The 22,606-nt window shown below is 38.2% G+C and carries 21 protein-coding genes and 2 tRNA genes; 14 read left to right on the plus strand and 9 right to left on the minus strand.

Annotated features, from left to right (window positions below; all coding sequences use genetic code 11):
- The first annotated feature begins 59 nt into the window (after nt 1-59).
- Together dnaG and B5D46_RS03645 are read left to right on the plus strand one after the other, a co-directional pair.
- On the plus strand, nt 60-1,901 hold the full coding sequence (gene dnaG, locus B5D46_RS03640; protein WP_078928278.1) for a DNA primase: 1,842 nt from the start codon (nt 60-62) through the stop codon (nt 1,899-1,901).
- 90 nt (nt 1,902-1,991) lie between these two features.
- A tRNA-Ile gene (locus tag B5D46_RS03645) sits at nt 1,992-2,068 on the plus strand.
- 14 nt (nt 2,069-2,082) lie between these two features.
- Here B5D46_RS03645 and B5D46_RS03650 read toward each other — a convergent pair.
- Nucleotides 2,083-2,592 (minus strand): outer membrane lipoprotein, encoded by a 510-nt coding sequence (locus B5D46_RS03650; RefSeq protein ID WP_078928279.1) that lies wholly within the window; start codon nt 2,590-2,592, stop codon nt 2,083-2,085.
- Nucleotides 2,593-2,691: 99 nt separating this feature from the next.
- Here B5D46_RS03650 and rlmD point away from each other — a divergent pair, with 99 nt between their 5' ends.
- A complete protein-coding gene (rlmD, locus tag B5D46_RS03655) occupies nt 2,692-4,068 on the plus strand; it encodes a 23S rRNA (uracil(1939)-C(5))-methyltransferase RlmD (RefSeq protein ID WP_078928280.1) in 1,377 nt (458 codons plus the stop codon).
- Nucleotides 4,069-4,076: 8 nt separating this feature from the next.
- Here rlmD and B5D46_RS03660 read toward each other — a convergent pair whose 3' ends face one another.
- On the minus strand, nt 4,077-4,565 hold the full coding sequence (locus B5D46_RS03660; protein ID WP_078928281.1) for a methylated-DNA--[protein]-cysteine S-methyltransferase: 489 nt from the start codon (nt 4,563-4,565) through the stop codon (nt 4,077-4,079).
- A gap of 166 nt (nt 4,566-4,731) precedes the next feature.
- Here B5D46_RS03660 and B5D46_RS03665 point away from each other — a divergent pair, with 166 nt between their 5' ends.
- Nucleotides 4,732-5,979, plus strand: coding sequence for a hypothetical protein (locus tag B5D46_RS03665; protein WP_078928282.1), 1,248 nt, complete (start codon nt 4,732-4,734; stop codon nt 5,977-5,979).
- A complete protein-coding gene (locus tag B5D46_RS03670) occupies nt 5,980-6,678 on the plus strand; it encodes an EAL domain-containing protein (protein WP_078928283.1) in 699 nt (232 codons plus the stop codon).
- 68 nt (nt 6,679-6,746) lie between these two features.
- Here the strand turns inward: B5D46_RS03670 and pyrI are convergent, their stop codons facing one another.
- The 3 genes from pyrI to B5D46_RS03685 all read right to left on the minus strand — a co-directional run bounded on the left by pyrI (nt 6,747) and on the right by B5D46_RS03685 (nt 9,045).
- The gene (gene pyrI / locus B5D46_RS03675; RefSeq protein WP_031492299.1) at nt 6,747-7,244 is read right to left on the minus strand and encodes an aspartate carbamoyltransferase regulatory subunit; all 498 of its coding nucleotides are present in this window, start codon (nt 7,242-7,244) and stop codon (nt 6,747-6,749) included.
- A 1-nt stretch (nt 7,245) separates the two neighbouring features.
- Nucleotides 7,246-8,169 (minus strand): aspartate carbamoyltransferase, encoded by a 924-nt coding sequence (gene pyrB / locus B5D46_RS03680; protein ID WP_078928304.1) that lies wholly within the window; start codon nt 8,167-8,169, stop codon nt 7,246-7,248.
- 237 nt (nt 8,170-8,406) lie between these two features.
- Nucleotides 8,407-9,045, minus strand: coding sequence for a TetR/AcrR family transcriptional regulator (locus B5D46_RS03685; protein ID WP_078928284.1), 639 nt, complete (start codon nt 9,043-9,045; stop codon nt 8,407-8,409).
- A 166-nt stretch (nt 9,046-9,211) separates the two neighbouring features.
- Between B5D46_RS03685 and B5D46_RS03690 the strand changes: the two genes are divergently transcribed.
- The 7 genes from B5D46_RS03690 to B5D46_RS03720 all read left to right on the plus strand — a co-directional run bounded on the left by B5D46_RS03690 (nt 9,212) and on the right by B5D46_RS03720 (nt 15,372).
- Nucleotides 9,212-9,475 (plus strand): hypothetical protein, encoded by a 264-nt coding sequence (locus B5D46_RS03690; protein WP_078928285.1) that lies wholly within the window; start codon nt 9,212-9,214, stop codon nt 9,473-9,475.
- Between the two features lie 209 nt (nt 9,476-9,684).
- Nucleotides 9,685-9,760: transfer RNA gene (locus B5D46_RS03695), tRNA-Trp, on the plus strand.
- Between the two features lie 179 nt (nt 9,761-9,939).
- Nucleotides 9,940-10,644: a hypothetical protein gene (locus B5D46_RS03700; RefSeq protein WP_078928286.1), complete on the plus strand. Its 705-nt coding sequence runs from the start codon at nt 9,940-9,942 to the stop codon at nt 10,642-10,644.
- On the plus strand, nt 10,634-11,134 hold the full coding sequence (gene rimI / locus B5D46_RS03705; protein ID WP_078928287.1) for a ribosomal protein S18-alanine N-acetyltransferase: 501 nt from the start codon (nt 10,634-10,636) through the stop codon (nt 11,132-11,134). Before B5D46_RS03700 ends, rimI begins: the two co-directional genes overlap by 11 nt.
- A gap of 374 nt (nt 11,135-11,508) precedes the next feature.
- Nucleotides 11,509-13,044, plus strand: a complete 1,536-nt coding sequence (locus tag B5D46_RS03710; RefSeq protein ID WP_078928288.1) for a Re/Si-specific NAD(P)(+) transhydrogenase subunit alpha — start codon at nt 11,509-11,511, stop codon at nt 13,042-13,044.
- A 21-nt stretch (nt 13,045-13,065) separates the two neighbouring features.
- Nucleotides 13,066-14,589 (plus strand): Re/Si-specific NAD(P)(+) transhydrogenase subunit beta, encoded by a 1,524-nt coding sequence (pntB, locus tag B5D46_RS03715; protein ID WP_078928289.1) that lies wholly within the window; start codon nt 13,066-13,068, stop codon nt 14,587-14,589.
- 135 nt (nt 14,590-14,724) lie between these two features.
- On the plus strand, nt 14,725-15,372 hold the full coding sequence (locus B5D46_RS03720; RefSeq protein ID WP_078928290.1) for a hypothetical protein: 648 nt from the start codon (nt 14,725-14,727) through the stop codon (nt 15,370-15,372).
- Between the two features lie 99 nt (nt 15,373-15,471).
- On the opposite strand, the gene B5D46_RS03725 is transcribed toward B5D46_RS03720, so the two are convergent.
- From B5D46_RS03725 to cysZ, 3 genes are all read right to left on the minus strand, one after another.
- Entirely contained in the window at nt 15,472-16,008 is a 537-nt protein-coding gene (locus tag B5D46_RS03725) for a PTS sugar transporter subunit IIA (RefSeq protein ID WP_078928291.1), read from the minus strand.
- Nucleotides 16,009-16,096: 88 nt separating this feature from the next.
- A complete protein-coding gene (locus B5D46_RS03730; protein WP_078928292.1) occupies nt 16,097-17,752 on the minus strand; it encodes a putative PEP-binding protein in 1,656 nt (551 codons plus the stop codon).
- 8 nt (nt 17,753-17,760) lie between these two features.
- Nucleotides 17,761-18,534 (minus strand): sulfate transporter CysZ, encoded by a 774-nt coding sequence (gene cysZ / locus B5D46_RS03735; RefSeq protein ID WP_051639560.1) that lies wholly within the window; start codon nt 18,532-18,534, stop codon nt 17,761-17,763.
- 231 nt (nt 18,535-18,765) lie between these two features.
- Here cysZ and B5D46_RS03740 point away from each other — a divergent pair, with 231 nt between their 5' ends.
- Together B5D46_RS03740 and ligA are read left to right on the plus strand one after the other, a co-directional pair.
- Entirely contained in the window at nt 18,766-19,488 is a 723-nt protein-coding gene (locus B5D46_RS03740) for a cell division protein ZipA C-terminal FtsZ-binding domain-containing protein (RefSeq protein WP_078928293.1), read from the plus strand.
- The gene (ligA, locus tag B5D46_RS03745) at nt 19,489-21,570 is read left to right on the plus strand and encodes an NAD-dependent DNA ligase LigA (RefSeq protein ID WP_078928294.1); all 2,082 of its coding nucleotides are present in this window, start codon (nt 19,489-19,491) and stop codon (nt 21,568-21,570) included. It begins immediately after the preceding gene.
- 49 nt (nt 21,571-21,619) lie between these two features.
- Here ligA and B5D46_RS03750 read toward each other — a convergent pair whose 3' ends face one another.
- Nucleotides 21,620-22,606 carry a transglycosylase SLT domain-containing protein gene (locus B5D46_RS03750; RefSeq protein ID WP_078928295.1) on the minus strand — a complete coding sequence of 329 codons (987 nt, stop codon included), beginning with the start codon at nt 22,604-22,606 and terminating at the stop codon, nt 21,620-21,622.

Consider the following 22,606-nt stretch of genomic DNA (forward strand, 5'->3'; position numbering starts at 1 on the left):
AGATTGAGTGTTTATTTTTAAGTAAAATGTTTTTCTGAAAAAAAGAAAAGGACACAATAATGCCATTTATCAAGAAAAGTTTTATTACAGAAAAGCTACTGCCTAACGTTGCTATCGAGAAGCTGATAAACAACTATGTCCAGTTAAAAAAAGCAGGTTCAAACTATACCTGCTGCTGTCCTTTTCATCATGAGAAAACCCCTTCTTTTAGTGTAACTCCTTCCAAACAGATGTTCTATTGTTTTGGCTGCAAGGAACATGGAAACGTAATAGATTTTGTAATGAAATACAAGAATCTGGGATTTGTCGAGGCTGTTGAGGAAGTTGCACAGTTTGCAGGAATTGAGGTTGAATATGATAAGTCATCCTCTCATTCTAAAGATGAATATGATCGCCTAAAAGAGTACTACGATTTGATGGATAGGTGTGCAAGCCTGTTCTCATCCTATCTTAAAAGTCCTGAAGGTCAGGTCGGCTACAATTATTTTAGAAAAAGCAGAGGTCTATCAGACGAAACAATTCAGAAATGCAGATTAGGCTTTGCTCCAGCAAATCCTAGATACCTGCAGGATGCTCTCTGCAAAAATCCTGGCGATGAGAAAAAGCTTATAGATCTTGGTCTGCTTGTTCAGGGCCAGTATGGTGTTCATGCCATGTATCGAAACAGAGTAATGATCCCTATTTTCGATAAAAGGGGACGCATTATCTCTTTTGGTGGCAGAACTATGGGTGACGATAAGCCTAAGTATATGAACACCAAGGAAACTGCAATCTATAGAAAAAGGCAGGAACTGTTTGGTTTATACGAAAGCCTTCTTGTAAATAATAATCGTCCTCAAAGACTGGTTGTTGTTGAAGGATATATGGATGTTATCTCTGTTCGTCAGGCAGGATGTTCTTATGCTGTGGCATCTTTAGGTACTGCAACTACACCTGAGCAGATACAGACCATGTTCCGCTATACCGATAAGATTGTTTTCTGTTATGACGGTGATAGTGCCGGTAGAAATGCGGCCTGGCATGCTCTTCAGACTATTACGCCTATCATGCAGGAAGGAAAAGAGATTAGCTTTGTTTTTCTTCCTCCAGAGCACGATCCTGATTCTCTTGTAAGAGAGAAGGGGCTGGATGCATTTGTAAAATTCCTCGATGATGCAATGAGTTATCCTGAATTTCTTGTTCTTCATAATTCACAGTCATTTAATCTTCAGGATCCTAATGAACTGTCTGTTTTCATCAATAATTCAATTAAGCTTATTGCTCAGATCCCTCTTAGCGCTGTTCAGATGGTTTGCATAAAGCTGTTGTCTGGCCCATCTGGAATATCAGAGAATCAGCTTTATGACATGCTTAAGGATAATAAGGAAACAGTTAAAACTCCTAAATCAGAGGACAAACGCAGCGTAGATAATACTTCCATCGAGATAAAGTCTGGCTCTAAGGATATACTCAAAACTCCAATGAGAAAACTGATGGCCTTTATCGTCCAGCAGCCTATCGTTGTATCATCCGTTTACCATGAATTTGCTCTGGATACCTTTGTTGCATTATGTAAACGCATGAACATAAGCGGAAGTGAGCATCTTGAAGGCATACTCCAGCTGATTACAGAGAATCCGGAAATGACTCCTGCTAATTTTATAGAAATAACTCGAGGAACTGAGTATGAAAAGACAGTTCGTTATCTGATGGATGCTCCTTTGAATCTGGTAACAACAACAGGAGGGGAAATTCCTTTTAAAGATAGAATTGATTATTTTGCTGTTATTCTAGGTGAGGTTTTAATGAAACCTCTGAAAGATCGTGCAGAGGCTTTGAAAATACAGTTGTCTCAGGGAAACTCAAACGCTCTTGAAGAGCATGGGGCGATTCAGAGAATAATTAGAAATAATCTTGGTTAACCTGTTTTGCTACAGGTGCCGGACTTAACATCTGACAGCTAATTCCTTGACTGTACAACATAAAATAGGTACAATGTTTTCTCGAAATGTGGCCCATTAGCTCAGTTGGTCAGAGCAGACGACTCATAATCGTTTGGTCTCCCGTTCAAGTCGGGAATGGGCCACCACTTCTTCCTCTTATCTATTTTTTCTTCTCAAGTACTGCTGGACATTTACTCTTACTGTCTTGTGTTGCTGTTACGAAGTGACCGTCTTCTTCGACCATTACACTGCCGTTAGAGCTTCCAGAAACAATACGGACCTTCTTACCTATTCCATACTTGCATGAGAATGGCATATCAATGATCATTGGTCCGTTCTCTGTATCCACTGTCATTCTTACACCATCAGTTCTGTCGGCAAGCATAGAATATCCTTTTCCTGCAAGCAGACCTGCACCAGCGCCAACAAGTGTTCCTGTGGTATGTCCATTAATCATGTTACCTGCTATTGCACCTGCAACAGCTCCGATAACAGCGTTTGTTGTCGAATCCTGCTGCTTGTTATTCATGTCAATAAGTTCAATATCTGTAATGGTTCCGTCATAGTAGGCATTCATGGAGCCTGCCTCGGTTGTTGGATTTGTACATCCACTTAATACAAGAACAGACGAAGCCATTACAATTGAAGATAAAGAATATTTGTTTTTCATTGAATAGTCCTTTTTATCAGCTCAACAAAAGCTAGTTTGAGAATATTATCTCATTTTTGCTAAAATCGTTTTCGTATAAAAATTTAAAAATTGTCAGTTATGTCTAAGAAAATTATAGTTTATAAAAATTACGAATCCCCTTGTCAGATCAAGATTAAAGAAGTTAATTCCTTCGGACAGGGAATAGCTGTCTTTGAAGATTGCGAAGTGTATGTCGAAGGTGCACTTGAAGGTGAAGAGATTCTTGTTGAAATTGGGGCTCCTTTTGCAAATGGTTCAAAAAGAAGACCAGGAAAGATAATCTCTTTTATAAAAAAGTCTCCAGACAGAGCTGATGATTTTAACGGACTGGAACATCCGAGCCTGTATTCGTACGGTAATATGACCTATGAAGCTTCTCTAAGAAAAAAGAAGTCTGATATTGTTAACGCAGTCAGAAAAGCTGGATTATCTCCAGAGCTGGTTGAAGATGTTCAACCTTGTGATATTTCAAAACCTTCAAGATTTAAATCTATCAGACATTTTGCTGTAAATTCTGGCAGGATCATAAATGGCTTTTATAAAAGCCGATCCCATGATGTCATCGAAATAAAAGAGTCAAAGTTTGAACCTCGATGGTTCTCTGATTTTGCCATTAAACTTTGTGAAATACTTTCTTCGCTAAATGTATCTGTTTATGATGAAAAAACAGGATCTGGTGAGTTAAGGGCATTATTTTTAAGAGATACTCTTGAAGGGAGATTATGTACTCTTATAGTTTCTTCAAAGGTTTCTGACGATATCAAAGAAGCTTATTTAAATACAGCAAAGCAGTTTGATATCGATTCTGTGTACATAAACGTTAATTCAGACAAAGGTAACAGGGTTCTTGGTGATATGACCTATCTTGCAGGAGGGGCAGAGTCAGTGGAACTGCCTCTATGCGGATATAAATTTACAGCAGGTCCTCATACTTTTTTACAGGTAAACTACCCTGTTGCTCAGAAGCTATACGAAACTGCTGTTTCCTGGTGTGGTCAGGAAAAGAGTGCTGTTGCGCTGGATCTCTGCTGTGGTGTTGGTACTATGTCTCTTTGCTTAGCACCTCACTTCAAAGAGGTATATGGTCTTGAAATAGTTGAAGAATCTATTATTGCAGCAAAGAATAATGCCAAACTGAATGCTGTAGATAATGTGTTTTTTGATGTTGCTGATATTACAAAGGGGCTGCCTTCATATCTTAAGGATAAAAATATAAGGGCTATTATCTGTGATCCTGCAAGATCCGGAATTGGAGATAAAGCTTGTCTACAGCTATGTAAACTTAAGGCTCCTCTGAAACTTGCTTATATTTTCTGTTCTCTGACTGCCTTATCAAGAGATCTTAAGATACTATGTTCAAACGGTTATAAGGTTGAAGCAGTAAAAGGCTTTGATATGTTCCCATTTTCATCCCACGTAGAAACCGTTGTCCTTATGTCACGTGTAGAAAGATAATAGAGAAATTAATTGGGGATAGCTTTTTCTAAAAAAAGAAGTTTTCTTTTTCTTTCCAATCCCCATGCATAACCTGTCAGACTGCCATTTGTTCCTATAACTCTATGACAAGGAATAATGAGCGCGATTGGATTATGGGAAACTGCTCCTCCGATGGCCTGCGCTGATATTTTATTTTTTCCTTTCTTTTCAGATAAATGTTTTGCAAGCTCTCCATAGGTTACTGTTTTTCCATGAGGAATATTTAATAAATCCTGCCAGACATCTTTTCGAAATTCAGTGCTGTTTAAGGCCGTTTGAGGAGTGAAATCAGGAGCTTTTCCCTCAAAATAAATATCCAGCCATCTTTTGGTCTGAGTAAATATCGGAAGCATGCTTTCTGTGTTGGCTCTATATTGGAGACTGCTGTCATCAAAAACAAGGCCTGTCAGTCTGTTACCATCACTTGTAATGATGATTCTGCCAAGTGGCGAGTTATAGAACTGAACAAAATTCATTTTGATATGCTCCAAATGTCATCAAATTTCAATCTCGAACTCTAAAAAATACAGTCTTGTGAGCCATTTCTAGACTTGATTTCATTGAAAGTGTTATTTTTAAATAAAGTCATAATTACATTATATATTTTTATATTGCAGTTGAATTCATGAGGATGTGTTTATCATGTCTTACGGTTTGCAGATCGCTTCATTAGTTATCATCTTCATTGTGGTGATGGAGTTTTATCGCTATCGTAGATTGAATCTGCTCACTACAAAAATGTTTGAAGTACTGATTTTTCTTTCAGTCACCAGCATCCTGTTTAAGTCATTATGTATATTTTTCTATTACAATCCAGAACACTTTACTATCCTAAGCGCAAAGCTTATTCATCAGCTGTTCTATGTAACTGTTAATATTAATATCTGGATGATTTACATGTATATTGATCTTAGAACCAGATCAATAAAAAACTACACAACTCCTCAGTTTGTATTAAGAATTCTCCCTCTTTTTCTTTCTTTTTTAATGGTGCTTCTAGGAGACATCAATTATTACTGTGAGCCGGATGCGGCCTATGCCTATGGCATAATTCCTCTGAGCAGTTATTTTGCTTTTCCTTGTTATTTCCTTATGATAGTTTTCCTGCTATTAAGATCAGATCAATTCAAGGAAAAACAATATCATTTTGAATTTACTCTTTTTTTATCTATTTGGCTGGTAACAGCTCTGGTTCAGTATCTCTGCCCTTATATGCACTTGTCTTCAGCGTCATCCTGTGTTGCAGTGCTGTTTTACTACCTTATTTTTGAAAACCCAAAAGATCATACAGATAAGGATATTTCCTCCGCATTTTCCAGATACGCATTTGAGTACACTGTTCAGGAGTTTTTTAAATTAAGAAGACATTTCTGGGTGATTAATTTTTCATTACAGAATGTTGAAGCGATCAGATCTACATACGGACAGAAGGCCTGCATTGAATGTCTGGAGAAGGCTATTCAGACTATTCCTGAATTTAAGAGTTATAACATTTTCAGAACGTTAGAATATAGTTTTGGTTTTATTATCAACTCTAAAGAAGAACTGAATAATCTTTATGGAAGCTATAAATTATCTGATAGAACTTTGTTTCTGACTGATTACATGGTGGCCCCTTCTTTTTCTGTATGTTCTATTGAATGTCCTGCAATTGTTTCCTCTTCTGAAGGACTTATTTCACTTCTTGCCTTCTGTAAAAACGGAGTAGAGTCTAAATCTGGCTCATCTATCCAGATAATTGATAAATCAACTGCTGAAAAAAGAAACTATATTACAGCCGTAGAAAGTCTGCTTCAGAAAGCTGTGGATGAGGATGGCTTTGAAGTTTACTATCAGCCAATTGTAAACTCTATAACTCATAAATGTGTTTATTTTGAAGCCTTAGTCTGATTGAAAGATAAAGATACATTGAGCTATATTTCTCCTGATGTATTCATTCCTATTGCTGAGAAAAAGGGCCTTATATCTCAGCTTGGTGATCGAGTAATGAACAAAGTCTGCAGCTTTGTAAGAAAATACAATCTTGATAAACAATCTTTTGTGGGGGTTGGTGTAAATCTATCTGGTTTTCAGTTGCAGGATCCTTCTTTACCTTATCGTCTGCATCAGTCTGTAAAGAATTATGACATTTCTACGAAGTTTATTAATTTTGAAATAACAGAGACTATTGCTGTTCATTCCCGCAATGCCGTAATTGCAGCTAACATTGAGAAACTCAAGAAAATGGGCTACAAATTTTCTATGGATGATTTCGGTACCGGATATTCAAACTTTTCGAATATGTCATCCATTAACTATGATTTAGTCAAAATCGACAAATCCATGATCTGGCAGGCTTTTGATGGGAAGAATAGAAAATCAATGACAGTTCTGATTTCTATTATCAATATGATTCATTCGATTGGCTGTACAGTGGTCGCAGAAGGTATAGAGACAGAGAGTCAGGCTGAGTTCCTAAGGGAATGTGGTATAGAATTTCTGCAGGGCTTCTTTTTCTCCAAGCCTTTATCTGAAGATAGTTTTCTTGAATATTTGTCTAAAATGGATGATGAATCAGTGGTATCTGAGTTGAATATACTGAAAAAGTAAAAAAAATCCCAGACATCATGCTATGAGTAATGTCTGGGAAAGTAAAACTTTTTTTTGCTGACTAGAAACTAATCACCAAGTCCATTGAATTCTAAAACCACTTCTCTTGTGAAAACTCTCTCACAGTAACGGCATTTCATCATAATCTGATTGCCTTCTGTTGAGATTTTAAAGCGAGCATTTGCATCTTTTTCTTCATTTGTGATGCAGTTGCTGTTAGGGCACTTGAATACACCTACGGTTTCAGCCGGTAATCTTAACTTATACTTGTCTACAACTTTATAATCTTCAATCTGATTTATGGTTGCATTAGGAGCAAGTACTGCAATCTGCTCTGTCTGTGCTGGTGAAAAAACTACGTCAGAAATCTTGATGATATCTTTTTTTCCAAGCTCTCCTGAGCGAAGATTGAATCCTACAGTTAGCTGGTTGTCCTTTCCCAGGAATTTAAACATACGAATAATGTTGATGGCCTGACCAGGAGCAATATGATCGATTACTGTTCCGTTTGCAATTGCCTCTACAAGGAGTTTTGATTTATTGTTTTCTACATGAGCTTCTGACATTTTAAATCTCCTTGTTCAGAACTAGTGAAAGAATTGCTTCGCGGGCATATACACCGTTTGCAGCCTGCTTGAAGTAGTATGCATATGGGGTGTCATCAACAGAAGATACGATTTCGTCTATTCTTGGAAGAGGGTGAAGAATCTTCATGTTTTCCTTGGCATCAGCAAGAATTTCTGGGGTTAGGATATATTTTGACTTCAGATGCTGGTATTCTGTTTCGTCGAATCTTTCTTTCTGTACTCGAGTCATATAAAGAATATCGATCTTTGGCATAACCTCTTCAAGGTTACTGTGTACAGAGAAGGTGATTCCTCTCTTGGTCAGATCGTCAAGAATATACTGTGGCATTGCCAGTGATTCTGGGGATACCAGGTAAATTCTTGCGTTATACAGGGATAGAGCTTCTGCCAGAGAGTGAACAGTACGTCCGTACTTCAGATCGCCAACGAATGCAATTGAAATATCCTCAAGTCTTCCCTGTGTCTCTTTAATGGTAAACAGGTCTAGCATTGTCTGAGATGGATGCTGGTTAGAACCGTCTCCTGCGTTGATAACTGGTACAGGTGAAATATCTGCAGCAAGTCTTGCTGCGCCTTCCTTGTTGTGTCGAATAACCAGAGCATCAGTGTATGAGGTGATAATTCTCATTGAATCCATGAAGGTTTCACCTTTTTTGCCCAGTGAAGTGTTAGCTGCATCTGGGAAGCCGATTACTCGTCCGCCTAGTCTCTGAATGGCGGTTTCGAAAGAAAGACGGGTTCTGGTTGAACCTTCAAAGAAAGTTACACCGATCAGTTTGTCTTTTAAAAGATCGTTGCGAGGATTCTTTTTTAGTTCGAACGCAGTTTTTAGGATTAATTCGATATGGTCTTTAGAGAATTCAGATATAGAGATTATATCTTTCTGGAAAAGTGGATTTGTCATGTTTTGTCCCTTTACTGTTAGAAAACCAGCAAGAACTGGGACGCATTCGCTTTCAGGAGCGCTTGCGTTTACGCTGTTCCTGAAAGCTACATTATACTCTAGAAGATTATTTTTTTTGTGAGAAAGCAGAAATTTAAATTTCGGAGCGCTGTAACCGCCTGAAAAATCACTTTTTACTTCTGATAGATATAAATTTAAATCGCACCAAAAAAGTGCCATGACTATCAGATGTATTTTTTATTTTTCAGCTTCATCCTTATTTTTATGACTCTGTAAAAGTTCTAACTTCAGAATTCCTTCTCTGTAGATTTTTGAGAAATCCTTAAACTCCAGCAATGGATTCTGATCACCAAATATATTTCCTGATAGGCAGGCCATCAGAAAGATACTGTATAGTGATGAAAAGAAGTAATCTGTCATTTTCTGACTTACATGCAGTCTGGCACAGTGCTTGTTCCAAAGATCTTTTGTAGGAAGAATAGATTCCTCATTCATCAGTTTTGCAATGTTAGGATTCTTGATTGCAAGATTGAAAAGCATCTGATAGCGACGGATAAACTGAGGCTCATCAAAGAATTTTTCAATACCGATTACAGCATTGTTGAACAATTCTCCAACAGTTTTACTTTCATATAAACTCTCATGCTGAATAATTGGCATATGAGATTTGAAACTTCTCTGAAGAATAGCCTTAAGAATTTCATTTTTATCCTTGAAGTAAAGATAGATTGTTGATCTTGCCATCTTTCCTTCTTTTGCAATATCAGAAAAAGTTGTTTCCTCAAAACCGTTCTCGAGAAAAAGTTTATCTGCGCAGGCCAGAATTTCCTCTGGTCGAGATTCCTTTCTTCTTACTCTTTGTTTCTGTTCTTCCATATTTATCCTCGTTTGGGACAATATACTTAGTTTTTACATATATTACAACTAGGCAAATTTATCATATCTGTTTGTTTTTAATCCATAATTTCTAAGTAATTTCTAAGGCGGATTCATTACTCTGTGACTCAGCAAGACAAACTTGTTTTTTTAGGAGCTGTTTTGTATGAAATTAAATAAAATCCTTACTGTTTCTGCTTTAGTATTAAGCTTATCTGCTGCTAATGTAGCAAATGCTGGCGACAGCTTTGGATTCTTTTATAGCAAGGATGGAAGTAATTTCTCGTATAGCAATGGATTTCCATTCCATCCAAGACCTCACTATAGACCTCATGAGCACGTTGTAGAGCATCATCATTTTTATCATGAGCCACCACGTCCTCATCACCATCACCATCATCACCACCATCATCACCACTGGGATGATTAGTAGAGGACAGATTAATAATTCTCCCTCCAAAAGGAGGGAAATTTAATGAGTAAATTTTTAATAAACTAATAAAATCAACAAGATACAGAATGATAATTAATATTTTGCCGCAGAGAATCATACACTTGTTGTTTAATTATATAAACAATTTTATAAATAACTCTTTACAAACACACCTGTTTTAAAGATAATACTACGGCAAAATCCACAGGGGCATAGTTCTAATGGTAGAACAGCGGTCTCCAAAACCGACGGTTGTGAGTTCGAGTCTTACTGCCCCTGCCACTCTCCTCAAATACTCATCTTTTTTTCATTAAATAATTTTGCTAAGTCTGATTGTTTCTTTTCAGATCTGTTCTGTATTGGATATAATTGTTTTAGTTTTTTTGATTCTGCCACGTACAGTTTCAAACATTGGATAAAACTGGATTCAGAGCTTTCTTCAAAACTGATTTTAAATTTTTATGATATTAAAAAGTACTCAGATAACATGGAAACTTAAAGAAGGGATTGTACTTAAGTATGGTCCGGACTTGGATGTTCCAGAGAAAAAAGACAATAATTCAGAACTGTTATCCATTGCTACAGAAAAAGAACTTGATGCAATGAGTCAATCTCAAAATACTGTTGTTTCATCTCCTGATACAGCTATAAATGTGGCTGTTACTGATTCTGAAAACAGTACAACTTCTGCTGAAATAGCAGAAAACGTGAATTCTCAGACAGCACCATCTTTATCCCCCGAGAATATTGTCGAAGCGGATCGTATACCTCAATCATATCCTGAGAGTATTAATGCTCACCTGGTTAATGTTTCTTCTGCTTCTCCTGTTGTGGATGGAGTTCCTGTATCAGCATCATCAATACCTGTAACTAATGGCGCAAGATGGCAGTCTCTGCCATATAGATTAAGACCTAAAAGAGCAGATGTTTTCATTGATATGCAGTCATCTGTAGATTTCCTGTCATCTCTTGCCGATTATCTAAAGAAATGTGGTCTGGATGTAAAGGAATACAATGATGAATTCCGATACCTCCCATCCGATGTGATTCTTGCCGATGTCTCAAGAATTATAGATGCAGGCTCTGTACTGGTACTGCAGAGAGGCAAACGCTATATTTGGGAAGCTCTTTTAAAAGAGTTTGGAGCTCGTTTGAATGGCAACTAATTCTTTTTACACAAGAATTCTTACAAGAGATGATCTTTCTCTTGTTAACAGTATGGAAAAGATAGAGTTCAGAACCCAGAAAAATGCCTGGAACGCCCAGTCTCTAATCGAATGCTTTGATGACAGCTACATAATCATTGGTCTTTTTAATTATCAGACTCTGATTGGCTTTTCTGTCATATACAATACAAAATTTACAACAGATCTATTAACCATAGGGGTCGATCCTGATTATCAGGGAAAGAAACTTGGAAGCCTTCTTTTGAAGGATACTTTGCTGGTGGCTCTTAATAATCAGGTTCAGGAATGTTTTCTTGAGGTTAGAGTCAGCAACATTGTTGCGCAGAATCTATATAAGAAGTTTGGCTTTAAAATTGTCGGCACCCGTCCTGCCTATTATAATCCTGTCGGAAATTCTCCTGCAGAGGATGCTTATACTATGCATCTTTGTGATATTCAAGAAAATCTTGATATGACGCTCTCACTTTAACATTGTTCATGTTTATTTCTTACCGTTATTTTGTTAAAAATGATCATTGATGTTCTATCTTTTAGTGTCAAATAGATTATGCTGCAAGTTTTTTTTAATGATAAAAAAACGCGATAATACAAAATGTTATGCACTAAATGAAAGCAATTGATTTATCAGAAGAAATTATTTTTATAATTTTTTAACTAATTGAATTTTAAGCCTTTATTTGTAGAAAAGGGGAGATTATTAGCGAATAAGGAATAGTTTTGACTAAGATCTACATTTTGTAGGACAGGTATAGAACCTATAATACATAAGGAAGTATGACTAATCGTCTTCTTTAAAATTACAATGTTGTCACGAAAGTGTCTTTAATCAAACAGGGAAATGCGATGCTTATAGGTATTCCTAAAGAAAGTTTAAGCGGTGAAACAAGAGTTGCTGCAACTCCTGACACTGTTGCAAAACTTAAAAAATTAGGCTTTGAAATTGCTGTTCAAAGCGAAGCTGGTGCGCTTTCAAGTTTTGACGATGCTGCCTTTGAACAGGCAGGTGCTAAGGTTGTCAATAAAAAGCAGGTTTGGGGAGCTGATATTATTTTCAAGCTGAATGCCCCAACTGATGCCGAAATTGAGCTTATGCACGAAGGTCAGACTTTAGTAAGCTTTATTCGTCCTGCTCAAAATAAGGAGCTTGTAGATAAGCTGAATGCTAAAAAGATTACAGTTTTAGCAATGGACATGGTTCCACGTATTTCACGTGCCCAGTCTTTAGATGCTTTATCTTCAACTGCAAACATTTCTGGTTACCGTGCTGTTATTGAAGCAGCACATGCCTTTGGAAGATTCTTTACCGGTCAGGTTACTGCCGCAGGTAAAGTACCTCCTGCAAAAGTGATGGTTATTGGTGCTGGTGTTGCTGGTCTGGCAGCTATTGGTACCGCTCACTCATTAGGCGCGATTGTTCGTGCATTTGATACCCGTCTTGAAGTTGCCGACCAGATTAAATCAATGGGTGGCGAATTCTTAAAACTCGACTTTAAGAATGAAGATGGTGGCTCAAGTGACGGTTACGCAAAGGTAATGTCTGATGAGTTTATCAAAGCTGAAATGGAATTATTCGCAAAGCAGTGTAAGGAAGTAGATATCATCATTACTACTGCTGCAATTCCTGGTAAGCAGGCACCTCGCCTGATCAGCAAGGAAATGATTTCAACTATGAAGTCAGGTTCCGTAATTGTTGATTTGGCTGCTGCTACCGGTGGTAACTGTGAAGGCACTGAAGCCGGAAAGGTTATCACAACTCCAAACGGCGTAAAGATGATTGGTTATACTGATCTTGCTGCACGTCTTCCTGCTCAGTCTTCACAGTTATACTCAACAAACCTGGTAAATCTTGCAAAATTACTGTGCAAGAACAAAGACGGTCTGATTGATGTTGATTTTGAAGATGTTGTTTTACGCAACATGACCGTAACCAAGGATGGTGAGGTTACCTTCCCACCTCCAAAGATCAGCGTTTCTGCTGCTCCTCAGGCTACCAAGGCTGCTGAGGCTCCTAAGGTAGAACCAAAGAAGCCAAATACCGCTCTGAAGATCGGTTGTCTGGTTGGTATGGTTGTGCTGTTCATGCTAATGGGCGCTTACGCTCCTTCAGAGTTCCTGCCACACTTCACTGTATTCGTACTTGCAGTAGTTGTTGGTTACTATGTTGTTTGGAATGTTTCTCATTCACTGCATACACCTCTGATGTCTGTAACTAATGCTATTTCGGGTATCGTGGTCGTTGGTGCCATGGTTCAGATCAGTAATAGCTCAGTTCTAATTGGCATATTTGCCTTTATCGGTGTGTTAATTGTATCCATCAATATCTTCGGTGGTTTCGCAGTAACACGTCGTATGCTGGCAATGTTCAGAAAACAGCAATAGTAGGTAAGGAGAGAATTTAGTATGTTATTAGGTTTAACTCATATGGCCTACATTCTTGCAGCGCTATTATTCATCACAGCGCTAGCAGGTCTATCAAAGCAGGAAACTGCAAAAATGGGCTGTTTGTCTGGTATGGTTGGTATGACCATTGCTCTACTGGCAACCTTTACCACCGTAAGCCCATTCGGATTCGCTGCAATTATCATTGCAATGCTGATCGGTGCAGTTATTGGTCTATATGTTGCAAAGAAAGTTCAGATGACTCAGATGCCTGAGCTTATCGCTTGTCTGCACAGCTTTGTAGGTCTTGCTGCTGTACTTGTAGGCTTTAACAGCTTTATTAAGCTAGGTGCAGATCCTGCTGCAGTTGCAAGCTGCGCAGTTCCATTTGAAGGCTCAACTCAGGAAGTTCTAGAGAAAGTTGCTCAGTGCAAAGAGCAGGCTGTTTCAGCATTAGCTCACCCACAGATGACTTTAGCTATGTTCAACACTGAACTGGTTGAAATCTTCCTTGGTATCTTCATCGGTGCTGTTACCTTCACTGGTTCTATCGTAGCTTACGGTAAACTAAATGGTACATACAGTCTACGTATCTTCAAGTCAGCACCTCTGACTTTACCATTTGGTAATGCCATGAACCTAGGTGCTTTAGTAGTATCATTCCTACTTCTGATCTGGTTCGTAGCTGGAGCAGAGCTTTCAACACTTCATGCTCCAGTCCTACCTTTACTTGCAATGACCATCATTGCTCTAGTATTTGGTGTTCACCTGGTTGCAGCTATCGGCGGTGCTGATATGCCTGTAGTTATCTCAATGCTGAACTCATACTCAGGTTGGGCTGCTGCAGCATCAGGCTTCATGCTCTCAAACGATCTTCTGATTGTTACCGGTGCTCTAGTAGGTTCTTCAGGTGCTATTCTGTCATACATCATGTGTAAGGCAATGAACCGTTCATTTATCTCTGTTATTGCTGGTGGCTTCGGTAACGAGGTTGTTGTAAGCAAGGATGATGAGCAGATGGGCGAGTACCGTGAGCTTAAAGCAGCTGATGTTGCTGAGTTATGTAAGAATTCAAGCTCAGTAATCATTGCTCCTGGTTATGGTATGGCTGTTGCACAGGCACAGAATGCAGTTGCATCTCTAACCGAGAAATTAAAGGCTCGTGGTGTTGATGTTCGTTTTGCTATTCACCCTGTTGCAGGTCGTCTGCCTGGACATATGAACGTTCTTCTTGCAGAAGCTAAGGTTCCATATGATATCGTATTCGAAATGGATGAAATCAATGATGACTTTGAGAATACAGATACCGTTCTGGTTATCGGAGCTAACGACACTGTAAACCCAGCTGCAGCAGAAGACCCAACCAGCCCAATTGCAGGTATGCCTGTTCTTGAGGTATGGAAGGCTCGCAACGTTGTTGTATTCAAGCGTTCTATGAATCCTGGCTACGCTGGTGTTCAGAACCCTCTGTTCTTCAAGGAAAACTCAGCAATGTGCTTCGGTGATGCCAAGAAGACAGTTGAAGAGATTGTTGCTAACATCTAATTTATAACAAAATATTTATAAAAATCCTCTAGTTACCAAAATTAGAGGATTTTTTTTGTCTTTTTTCTAAAGTTCATCTTCAATAATTCCGATAACCTATGTAGAGGGGAGATGTAACCATTTTAGGAGGAAAGTATGAGTATAGATGCAAATGCACTTACTAGCATTCAAAATGCTATCGCAAGCTTTTCTTCTTCAAATACGCAGAACTCTGTATATCAGAATAATGTTCAGACTCTATCTGATGCCAGTGCTTCAGTAAGTACTGAAACCAGGTATAAAAAGGCATTCGAAGAGAAACTGAAAAAAGCTACTGGTTCTGATGAAGTTGAGATTAGCAAAGACGCAATAGATGCTTTAAAGAATTATAACCTGAAGGGAAATGAGGATACTGAGAAGACAGATAAGTCTGATAAGACAGCGTCCTCTGATGTATCTTATACCTACGATTACATGACTTTAAAGAAACAGCGTGAGCAGAATCTGGCAAAAATCGAGAAAGAGATAAATGATCGATATGCTCCTGCAAGTTCTGCTCAGGATGAATCTCTCTTAGAGACAGAGGAAGCTTCGGAAGCTCCTGTAGAGACTTCGACAACATTAAATACTCAGCCACGTACTGATGAGCCCCAGAGTGTATCTGCTGATAATGAAAGTCCGGCAAATCCTCAGGGAAAACCTCAGACTATTTCTGATAATGCTACAAATGAGCAGACTCAGAATGATTCAAATATAAACGGCGCTGATGAGATGTCGGAATCTGCTTCCTTAAGCAACGTATAAAGAATTTAAGTGTGTGATAATTGTGCCGAAATCTGCATCTGACTAATTCGGATGCAGATGATAGGATAAAAGATGAAGCTTTTGGGCCTCATCTTTTTTTTAATTTACTTTATCGTCTTCCAGGATAACCCATGTACATGGAGTCTGACCTGCTACAACCTTTCCTGATGCGCTGATAACTCTGGCAATTGGTGCTGATGAGTTAACAACAATCATTGAGGTAATAGTCGATTCAAGCTGATCTGAGACATTGTTTATATCAATGTTTATTATGGGAGTTCCTGTTTCAACCTTATCTCCAATTCCGACATTTGAACTTAAACCTTCACCTGAGAAGTTTGAGGTTCCAATACCAAAAGTTACGTATACTTCAATCCCGGTTTCAGTTCTGATTGCAAATGCATTATTTGAGGCAACAAGTCGTGAAACAATTCCTGAACATGGAGCCAGGATCTGAGAATCGTCAGGAATGATTGCTATACCGTCTCCAATAAGTTTTTCTGAGATAACCAGATCTGGTACTTCTCCTAATGGAACCAGAGTTCCTGATACAGGAGCCAGAAGCTCTAAATCTGCTTCGTTTTTAGCTTCATCAATAGCATCATCGTTCTTTGAAAAGAAAGAAAAAAGTCCCATAGATAATCCTAATCAGATAGTAATAGCGGTCACTGCCTAACAATAAATATTTCCAAAAGCATATCGTTCAAATTGTATCCAAATTCTTTCAGTAAGAGAATGAATTTAGAATATCGCTTAATTCTGCGCCTGTATAGCAGTTGACGATTTTGTTATATAGCTCTATGTCAAAGTCTGGCTGAATATCATGTTCCAGATTAAGTCTTTCAACCACGCCCTTAACCTTTTGAATATTATAAGTTCCTGTTACAAGATAAGATACTCCCATTTTGTAAAAGAATGGTAGCAGCTCTGTTCTGGCAGCAAATCTACCTGCAATTCCAAGTGTAATTCCTGCTTCATGTGCTGCTTTTGCGGCCATGGCAATCATTTTCGCAAGCACTGGTGTAAAAGCAGAATCAGCAGGACAAGGAGCTGAAGCGTATTCTGCCAGAGAGCTTGTGCCAAGAAGCATCATTGCGCTATTTGTTGCAAATGCAGGGGCAAGAAGAACGGCAGCGGGTGTTTCAACCATAAATGAAATGAGCATTTTTCCATGAGGAATCTTCTGTGCATCAAGCTCATCCTGACAGTCATTTGCAAGTTTAAACAGGTAATCCTTTTCGCTGATTCTTGTGATTAAAGGAAAGACAATGGTTATCTCCTGTCCTACAGAGGCTCTGAGCATTGCTCTGATTTCTTTTTTCAGAAGTGCTGTTCCAACTCCTGCTCCATAGCCCTTAAGAGGGCCATCATCATCTGTAATTACAGTAAACAAAGGTTTTTTATCATCGGCAAAATCGAAGGTTCTTGAGGTAAGCGGTGCATTCTTTTTTACTTTCGAGAAAATTTGATAAAACCTCTGGGTCATTTCCTCTTCTGTTGGTTCTGTCATGGAACTGAGGAAAAGAAACTCAGATCGGAGTAGACCTAAGCCGTTTGCAGTAACCTTCTCCACGTCATCATTCGGACTGATTGCTCCTACAGCAGCTCCTAGTGTGATATTAAGAAGAGATTCGTCGTTGATTTGAAATAATTGAGAGTCTTGCCTACGCAGGATTCCCTGTGTCATATCCTCAGGAGGTTCAACAATTACAACCGCGGCATTACTATCGACAATGACGTAGGTTCCGGATTTTATGTTTGTTGCATCAAATACACCGAATACAGCAGGAATATTCAGTTCTCTTAAAACTACTCCAAGATGACTTGAATCTCTTCCTTCCTCAAGAACTACTCCCTTAACAAATTTCGTTTCTAAAGAAAGAAGCTGTGCAGGGGAAATTGTTCTTGCTATAAGAATAACGTCTTCTTTTAACTCTGGAAGTTCAATTTCATCTGCCTTAGAGTGTTCAAGAGTACGAATAAACTCATTAAGCAGAGAAAGAATCTCATCCTTATCGTTTTTAATATCTGTTTCTCTTTTAAAGAAGTTATCAAGATTTTCAATAAGTACTGTTCTTGCTGCCATGCTTGCAGAACAGCCACGCTTTATAAGTTCGAGAATTTCTATTTTATTATCTGCTGAGGTTATGAAGCCTGCTGTAGCTCCAAGCAGATCTCTAACTGAATCTTTTGCAGGATTAACAATCTGAAGAAGTTTCTGTGCAAAACGAGATGATTTTTTATTAAATCTGTCGATCTCTGTTTCAACATCATATGCAAAAATTTCATCGGTCGAATTTGTATTTTTTGTTTTTGAAATTGTTAAAGATGGGGCTGCACCAACTCCAGCTCCTGCAGATACTCCAGATAATGTATACATGGCAACTCCTAGTTGTTTTGGCGTATGTTCTGAAGAATATTTTTCTGTATTTCCAGATAATATTTTGTTCCTGCGCAAACTGCTGCAGGAGGAATTAGAATATTCAGAACTGGCACAGACAGAGACAGTGCAATCACTGTTCCAAAGCTTAAGGTTGCAACAGGATTGTTTTTAAGGTCTCTCTGCATCGAATTAAAAGGTATTTTGTGATTGTCATATGCATAGTCACAGTACTGAAGACAACCCATCCAGGCTGTAAGTCCGAACCAGAGAACGGGTGAAATCAGGTTTAGTCCCGGAACGAAGGAAATGATCAGACATGCCAATGCCAGAGGCAGAAAAAACATCTGTTTTTTCAGTTCTCTGAAAAGTATTCTAGGAACATCCTTTATCAGCTGAGGTATGGTCATATCCTCACCATGGCTCTGATTTAGTATCATTTCAGCCTTATCAGCAAGTAATCCATAAAAAGGAGATGCGATTATGGTTGCCAGTGTTGAGAAGATATAACAGCTTACGAAGATAATCGTGATACTCAGAAAGGCTGAGATAATATATGCTAGAAAATTCAGGTATGAAGGGATTTCTTCAAAGATGTTAAAAACAAGATCTTTGAGATTTGTGAACAGATAATAGCCTAGAGATGACAGCAGAATCAGATTAACTATAATTGGCAGGATAATATAAATACGGCACTGCTTTGATAATGCCATTCTGATTCCATTCTTTAGATACGTAACTGCATCCATTATTCCTAATCTTACAGTTGTAGTCTCCTGCATATTTCTCCCTAATATAATTTTATGGTTTCAAATGAAAGATAACCACTGGTGTAATTCTAAGCGCTTTCTATGATAATTCTGCTTCAATACTACCATTTCATAATGCTAATTTTTCGAAAATTCCTCTCAATTTCGTTTTTATTTTTTTTTAAGCAGATTGTTTCAAAAGACTTAAAGGTCTATATGCGGTAAAATACTTAGGATATAGAGAATAAATAATTAGGAGTTCCAATGACTTTCAACGATTCAAGTTCAATTATTCTGATTGTAGGGGCTGTTGCAATTTTAGCTTTCGTTGTTCATGGTCTGTGGTTCTCCGGACGTAGTGTTAATCGTAAACTTGTAAAGACTTCAAAAGAAGATCAGGAAATTGCTAATTCTTCAGCCGTTGGCAAGGTAAGAATTGTAATGCCTCAGACTGAAGGTGATTCTCTGGATGCTGTTCCTCAGAAGGTTGAAACCTTTGTTAATAAGACTGATGGCAAAAAAGACCCTCAGGAAACAGAGAACAAGGAAAAGCCTGCAGCCAAGTTTAATATCAGCCAAACCTATGAACTTAATTTATATGCTGCAGACGGTCGTTCATATAAGGGCTTGGACCTTGAGGAATTATTTGGTAACTATGGCTTTATAAGAGGGGAGAAGGATATTTACTGTGTTTATGAAAATCCTTCTTTAAAAGACCATATTGTATTCAGAATCTGTTCATTGGAGGCCCCATATTCTTTCCCTAAGGATATGACTGATTTTTCAACTCGCTCTTTAGCTATCTATATGCATTTACCTCAGAAAGGAAAATGCTTCATTTACTTCAAAGCAATGAGAATTGCTGCAAACTGTCTGATTGAGCATTTAGGCGGTGTATTGTTTGACAATGATAACTGCGAAATGACAGAAGATAAGCTGGATTCGATTGAACGTACCTTAAAAGCCTATGACAAATCAGAGGATTAAATGGAATATACAGAGATAAAAACTCATTATAGAGAATTAGTTGATGATTTAAATCGATATTCTGTAGCCTATTACGTTAATGATGAACCTTTAATCCCTGATGCCGAGTACGACAGACTCTATAGAGAGCTTGAATTACTAGAACAGAATTATCCTGAGCTAGTTTCTCCGGATTCTCCTACTAAAAGAGTTGGAGGACAAGCTCTAACTTCATTTGCTCCTGTTACTCATCGTGTTCCTCTCATGTCTATGGGGGACATTTTTGATGATAATGAGCTTTCTGATTTCAATACACGAATGGTTCAGTCAACCAATATTTCAAACGTTGAGTATTGCGCTGAACCTAAACTCGATGGATTAGCTGTATCTCTTGTCTACAAAGATGGAATTCTTGTTCAGGCTGCAACCAGAGGTGATGGTCGAGTCGGAGAAGATGTTACAGAAAATGCTAAGACCATTAAGTCGATTCCTTTAAGACTTCACGGTGATAACATTCCTTCTTATCTGGATGTTCGCGGAGAGGTAATTATGCCTCGTGACGGTTTCAACAGATGGAATGAAATGGCTCTAGAAACCGGAGGCAAAGTTTTTGCTAATCCACGTAATGCCGCAGCTGGTTCTTTAAGGCAGCTTGATTCAAAAATAACAGCTAAAAGACCATTGTCCTTTTATGCCTACTATGTTGGTGAGTGTGAAGGTTACGACTTACCAGAGGATCAGTATCATCGTCTTCTGGAGTTAAAGAAATTCGGTCTTCCTGTTAACCCTAATATCAGATGCGTTAATGGAATTGATGGGTTAAGAGAATTCTACAACGATATCCTTTCAAGAAGAGATTCATTGAATTACGATATCGATGGCGTAGTTCTCAAAGTTAATTCTTTATCTGTTCAGGATGAATTAGGTTTTACTGCAAAGGTACCTCGCTGGGCTGTTGCTTATAAGTTCCCTCCTGAAGAAATGATGACAAAATTGCTGGATGTTGAATTTCAGGTGGGAAGAACGGGAGCTATTACTCCGGTTGCCAAGCTGGATCCTGTATATGTTGGCGGTGCAACAGTATCAAGTGCAACCTTACATAATTCGGATGAAATCTCTAGATTGGGTATAAAAATAGGTGACACTGTAATTGTTCGTCGTGCCGGAGATGTTATTCCTCAGGTATCAGGTGTTGTTTCAGAAAAGAGAAACGGCTCAGAAAGAGATATTGTTTTCCCTAAATTCTGTCCTGAATGCGGAAGTCTAATTGAAAAGGTTGAAGGTGAATCTGTTGCAAGATGTACAGGAGGTCTTTTCTGTTCGGCTCAGTTAAGAGAATCAATTCTGCATTTTGTTTCCAGAGACGCGATGGATATTGAAGGTTTTGGAGATCGTATTGTTGAAGAGCTTGTTGCTTCAAAGACACTGACTTCTGTTGCTGATATTTATATGTTATCAGAGGATTCTCTTGCCAATACTGTATTGGAACCTGAAACTGAAGAGAAGAAACAGCGTCTTTTAGGCCATGTTATTGCCAAGAAGCTTCTTGCATCCATAGAGAAATCCAAAAAGGTGCCTTTTAACAGATTTATTTATGCGCTTGGAATTAGAGAAGTTGGAGTCTCAACTGCAAGAACTCTTGCTTCAAATTTTGAGGGAATCGAGAACCTGATTAAGGCTTCATATGAAAAGCTTTTGACTCTTCCTGATATTGGACCGGTTGTAGCTAAACATATTGTTGATTTCTTCTCAGAAAAACATAATTTATCGATAATAAGTCAGCTTGTTACCAAAGGGGATTTGTTTAGCGCTGGTATAGAGATCACACCTCTGCCTCAGCAGTCTGAAATAGATCCTTCCTCTCTTCCTCTTAATGGACAGACATTTGTTATTACCGGTACTCTTGATGCAATGGATAGAAATACCGCAAAAGCAAAGATATTGGAGCTTGGTGGTAAAGTATCTGGATCTGTATCTAAAAAGACAAGTGCTGTAGTTTGCGGTGCAGAGCCGGGGTCAAAGCTTGTTAAGGCAAACGAACTGGGAATTAGAGTTATTTATGAAGAGGAATTTTTAGAGATGCTCAAAAGCCTAGGTGCTTAATTTTAATTTCTCAAAAAAAAGGCTAACGGTTAACGTTAGCCATTTTTTTTTAATTTTTTATTTTCAGTGGGATATCTTCAGTGTATTTCTCTGCAGATCTTCCATATATAGCCTTTTCGAACTCATCTGCATGCTCAATAGGAACAAGCAATCCTCTTGAAGGATCTATCCTGTCTGAGGTATATCCTGAATTTAGCTTTTTCAGAATATCTAAAGATGCTCCTGATAATCTTGCGGCCTCATGTAAAGAGTTTACCTTTCCTGCAACTTCGACTTTTCTGAAAGGAGTTCTATTCTTGATATTTGGTAAGGTTACCCCATAAGCCTGAGGATTCTTCAAAATATCAGAATATGCTTTGAATCTTGTCAGATAAGTTCTTGCTGTTCTTGAAACAACAATATCGTCTGCAGTAGGCTCTGCAATTCCTTTTTTCTGAGCATTTGAAATTGCTCTTTTAACTCCGTACTCACCCTGATTGTAGGCAAGCACAACAAGCTGCCAGTCTCCCAGATCACTGTAAAGTCTATTCAGGTATTTAACACCAGCATCTGTAGAGGCAAAGAAATCGTAGATTCCATCATAGCCTCGAGATCTTCTAAGACCTAATGAATAGCCTGTTGATCTTACGTACTGCCATGCTCCATGAGCTCCCTTGTTGTGAACGTGAGGATTAAGTCCACTTTCAACAAGAGGAATAGCAGCCATTTCTAGCGGTATATTAGCTTCTTTTAACTTTGTTAAAAGGTAATGTACATAGAAATTATTATTCTTTAAATTAGTTGTAACAGATCTAGCATGACTTCGTGCTAATGATCTTTCCTGAGCATTTAATTTAAGATTTAAAGTAAAACGGGATTTGTCAGCAAGATCAGATTCCCATACAGACTTTTGCTCGCGTAGTCTCTTTAATTCTAATTCATTTTGCTCATTATCGTTTTCCTGAGCATTGGCAGTCATGTTGGAAGAGCATGCATTTAAAGAAACAAATGCAGCTACCACGATTCCAAAGCACAGATATAATGTTTTTCTAATCAT

Origin of the sequence: Succinivibrio dextrinosolvens DSM 3072, from assembly GCF_900167015.1 — a bacterium.
In the GTDB taxonomy this organism is placed as follows: domain Bacteria; phylum Pseudomonadota; class Gammaproteobacteria; order Enterobacterales; family Succinivibrionaceae; genus Succinivibrio; species Succinivibrio dextrinosolvens.